This window comes from Xanthomonas hortorum, from assembly GCF_040279205.1.
GTDB lineage: Bacteria > Pseudomonadota > Gammaproteobacteria > Xanthomonadales > Xanthomonadaceae > Xanthomonas > Xanthomonas hortorum_F.
The window spans coordinates 1-3,223 of sequence record NZ_JBEOLS010000111.1 but is presented as its reverse complement, the minus strand read 5'-3'; the positions used below and the strand labels follow the sequence as shown (position 1 = coordinate 3,223).

Genomic DNA, 3,223 nt, shown 5'->3' with positions numbered 1-3,223 from the left:
CGATCAACCTCAACCACTTCGCTGCACGGGCTGCGCAGTTCAGCCAAGCCGTGCCCGATCTCAAGGTGCTGCGTGCGCTGCTCGGGGACTCGCGCCGGCACAAATTCATCGGCGCGAACGTGGCCGTTAACAGCGCTGTCCTCAAGGACGATCTGACCGGCGTCGGCACCACTGTGAAGTGCTGGGTGTTCGCCAAATGAGCGCGTTTCCTCATGTTGGAAATTTCTGGAAATTTTCGTTGACATCTGCCCAGGAGCGGAGCAACCATTACCGCGTCGCCGCACAATCGGCGACCGGGTTTAGCAGCCTGACTCAACGGCGCACCAGCGCCCATCGATCGATGCACGGCGCTTTTTTTCGCTCGCTGTGCAGTCGCGGGCGTTTGCCAGCCAGTTCTATGGCGGGCGGTGTGCGGAGGCCTTCGGGCCTGCCGGTTCCGTTGACCGGTCTGCTAACCGCGCACCGTCCGCCACCTCGTTTAGCAGCGAAGTGCCGGACTCCCCTTACAACGGAGCCTGCACCATGTCCTACGACGCTCAAGAAGCGCCGGCCAATGCCGCGCGTCAGATCGCCCATTACTTCGGCCTGATCGCCGACACCCTCGACTGGAATCACACCGCCTGGCTCACGCTGCAGGCGAAGCTGCAGGCCATGGGCAAAGCGCCCGAGGCGCTGACGCTGGCCGATGTCGAGGCCGCCATTTCCAGCACCAATGCCGACCTGGCCGAGGTGCGCCAGTGAGCCGCCGCGACCTGCACAAGGCGCTTCGCGTGGCTCCCGGCGTCTACCTGCTCCTGCAGATCCGGGCGACCGACGTGTTGGCCGAGCTCTACGCCGACGGCCTGCATGATCGCCCACCGGTGATGTTCGCCTGCAGCGCGATCGACGAGCCGAGCGCGTTGTTTCTTGTCGATGACGGCACTGGCCTGGTTATTGGTTCATTGCACGTGGTAATGCCGGAAGCTGATGCCACCGCACTGCAGGACTGGATCCTCGACCGTATGCCTCTGCAGGAGGTCGGCTGATGGATCACATCGACCCGCCCCACTTCAAAGCCGGCGAGGCCGACTACACGATCAGCGAGGCCCAGCACGACAGTCTCTGGCGCGCGTACTACGCCGTGACGCTGCTTGCCGCACTCAATAACGACCTGGTGAGTCAAACAGGGATAACGGCCGACAGCACGGCTGCCGTAGCGGACTACGTGCGAGAGGCGTTGCTCGAAGTCGTTCTTCACGCGCAACGCATCCACCCCGGGCGGGAGGAAACCTCGACTGCCCCCAACGATTTGCTCTAACCGTTCAGCGGGGTCCGGCGGGCGGTGCTCCAACACCGCCCCTAGGCCCTCCACCAACGCAACTCAGGAGAGTCGATATGCAACAGCAAACTGGAACACATCCAGCCACGGCAGCACGTCCGCTGACTTTGGACACCGGCCCCGGCGCGGAGGCTAGCACGCCAGCCGTCGCCACCTACGATCGCGGCACAGGCGACTGCTCAGCGATCATCACCATGCACGTCTCGCATGGTGCAGTCGTGGTTACTGCCACCCTGAACATGGGACCGCTTCGCGAGGCTCGCCAGTCCTGGGAGCGGCGGCGTGGCACTGGCACAGGCTGGAAGCTCATCGACGGGCCTCGCTTGTGGACGACGCTGGAAGGCCGGATCAGCACAGAGTTGGCCGAGTTCATGGACGGCCTGGACTTCCCCTTCGACCTGGCCAACATGCTGCCGCGCCGACCGACTGCCGCTGCCGCCGCTGCTGTGGCCCAGGCCGCGCAGGAGGTGAGTTGCTCGCTCTGGCAATGATCCTGGCGCCGGCCGCCGGCGGCGCGCTGGTCTACAAGCTGTGGACCTCGCGCCGTCCGCGTCTCACCCAGACCGGGCTGGCCGTTGGTCAGGTGCCGCACCGCCTGCGTCGCCGCAACCGCATGGCTGTGCGGCGGGAGGCTACTCATGGCTGAGTCCGTCATCCTTCTCGGCCCGCAGGGCAGCTGCAAATCGCTCAATGCCGAGGCGCTGTGTCAGCAACTCGGCCTGCAGGAGGTCATCGAACTGGACGATATGTTGTTCACGTTCCGAGCTGATCGGGTGAAGTCTTTCGGGCAGCTCATCTTGACCTGCGACGAACAGCAGGCGCAGACATGGTCGGTCCGCTGGGGCTTGCGCCTCATGCATGTCGAAGAAGCACGCGCCCAGCTCGGCACTGCATGGAGGACGCAGCCATGAACTTGGAGCGCACGATCGAAATTGCCCGCGCTGCCGCGCGTATGGGAGGGCCTGGCCCGTTGTCCACAGGCGAGGCGCTGACTGCCGCTCTGGTGCTGAATCGTGCCGATTGGCTGGCCGAGATGGACTACACCATCGCCGAGGCGCTGGACCGGATCCATGCCGACACCGTGCAACATCTTCGCGACGCCGAGCGCGTGCTGCGCCAGGAGGTACTGTGACGCAACGTCAGGTCGACCACAGCACACCGTTGCCCGGCTGTAAGAACGGACACGTCGCGCGCCACATGCTCGACCTTCGCCGTCCTGCGGCCGGTGGTGGGCACTTCGTGGAGTGCGCCTGCGGGCGCACGCAGAAGCATCCTATTTTTGAATTGGCCATCGCTGAGTGGCGACGCAGCAATGGGATCCGCGCGGCGCGTCAGCCCCGTCCTGCAGCGAGCAACGTGGTGCAGATGGGGCTGCGACTGACAGGGGGTACGGGGCGATGACACAGATCCTGCAACGGCAGGCCAGCAGCGAGTGCATCACGGATACGACGCGCGCGGCGGTGATTGTCAGTGCGTTGAGTCATGAGGGATTGAGCGTCCAGACCGCTGACGGCAAACCAGCGAGGCTTGCAGTTGTCGATCAGGATGGGCGGGTTATAGCAGTTGGCCAAGAGATCGCCGCTGCAGCCTTCGATGCGGCCGTAAAGTCGTACCGCAACTTCTTAATCGGCAACGGCCACCTGCGCATCCTGTCGAAGCCAGTACCCATATAGCACCGCATCAACATCAAAGTTTATTTCAACTAGGGCCTGTTAACACTAATGACCCGAGCGATTAAACTATCGTGCATGGAGATCACGCCAGCACAATTTTCTCTAATCGAACACTGCCTGCCGGCGCAGCGCGGCAATGTCAGCATGACCAACCTGCAAGTGGTCAACGCCATCCTTTACGTTGCCGAGCATGGCTGCAAATGGCGCGGCCTACCCAAGCGCTTTGGCAACT

At 63.4% G+C, this 3,223-nt stretch carries 9 protein-coding genes and 1 pseudogene; all 10 read left to right on the top strand.

Going from position 1 to position 3,223, the window contains the following annotated elements; all coding sequences use genetic code 11:
• Positions 1–200: pseudogene (locus tag ABS769_RS22280) on the top strand (hypothetical protein); the annotation flags it as partial.
• Positions 201–522: 322 nt separating this feature from the next.
• On the top strand, positions 523–741 hold the full coding sequence (locus tag ABS769_RS22275) for a hypothetical protein (protein WP_043104758.1): 219 nt from the start codon (positions 523–525) through the stop codon (positions 739–741).
• On the top strand, positions 738–1,025 hold the full coding sequence (locus ABS769_RS22270) for a hypothetical protein (protein ID WP_317063198.1): 288 nt from the start codon (positions 738–740) through the stop codon (positions 1,023–1,025). The genes ABS769_RS22275 and ABS769_RS22270 overlap by 4 nt, the downstream gene beginning before the upstream one ends.
• A complete protein-coding gene (locus tag ABS769_RS22265; RefSeq protein ID WP_317063197.1) occupies positions 1,025–1,297 on the top strand; it encodes a hypothetical protein in 273 nt (90 codons plus the stop codon). Before ABS769_RS22270 ends, ABS769_RS22265 begins: the two co-directional genes overlap by 1 nt.
• Before the next feature lie 77 nt (positions 1,298–1,374).
• Positions 1,375–1,809, top strand: coding sequence for a hypothetical protein (locus ABS769_RS22260; RefSeq protein ID WP_317063196.1), 435 nt, complete (start codon positions 1,375–1,377; stop codon positions 1,807–1,809).
• A complete protein-coding gene (locus tag ABS769_RS22255) occupies positions 1,791–1,964 on the top strand; it encodes a hypothetical protein (RefSeq protein WP_317063206.1) in 174 nt (57 codons plus the stop codon). The genes ABS769_RS22260 and ABS769_RS22255 overlap by 19 nt, the downstream gene beginning before the upstream one ends.
• Positions 1,957–2,229 (top strand): hypothetical protein, encoded by a 273-nt coding sequence (locus ABS769_RS22250; protein ID WP_317063195.1) that lies wholly within the window; start codon positions 1,957–1,959, stop codon positions 2,227–2,229. Before ABS769_RS22255 ends, ABS769_RS22250 begins: the two co-directional genes overlap by 8 nt.
• Positions 2,226–2,450 carry a hypothetical protein gene (locus ABS769_RS22245; protein ID WP_317063194.1) on the top strand — a complete coding sequence of 75 codons (225 nt, stop codon included), beginning with the start codon at positions 2,226–2,228 and terminating at the stop codon, positions 2,448–2,450. Before ABS769_RS22250 ends, ABS769_RS22245 begins: the two co-directional genes overlap by 4 nt.
• A 265-nt stretch (positions 2,451–2,715) precedes the next feature.
• Positions 2,716–2,991, top strand: coding sequence for a hypothetical protein (locus ABS769_RS22240; protein WP_317063193.1), 276 nt, complete (start codon positions 2,716–2,718; stop codon positions 2,989–2,991).
• A gap of 75 nt (positions 2,992–3,066) precedes the next feature.
• Positions 3,067–3,223: transposase (locus ABS769_RS22235; RefSeq protein ID WP_233368074.1), on the top strand; the 157-nt coding region annotated here is incomplete at its 3' end.

Coding starts and splice junctions, on each gene's coding strand:
- ABS769_RS22260 (WP_317063196.1), top strand. CDS start 1,375: ATGCAACAGCAAACTGGAACACATCCAGCCACGGCAGCACGTCCGCTG.
- ABS769_RS22265 (WP_317063197.1), top strand. CDS start 1,025: ATGGATCACATCGACCCGCCCCACTTCAAAGCCGGCGAGGCCGACTAC.
- ABS769_RS22240 (WP_317063193.1), top strand. CDS start 2,716: ATGACACAGATCCTGCAACGGCAGGCCAGCAGCGAGTGCATCACGGAT.
- ABS769_RS22245 (WP_317063194.1), top strand. CDS start 2,226: ATGAACTTGGAGCGCACGATCGAAATTGCCCGCGCTGCCGCGCGTATG.
- ABS769_RS22250 (WP_317063195.1), top strand. CDS start 1,957: ATGGCTGAGTCCGTCATCCTTCTCGGCCCGCAGGGCAGCTGCAAATCG.
- ABS769_RS22275 (WP_043104758.1), top strand. CDS start 523: ATGTCCTACGACGCTCAAGAAGCGCCGGCCAATGCCGCGCGTCAGATC.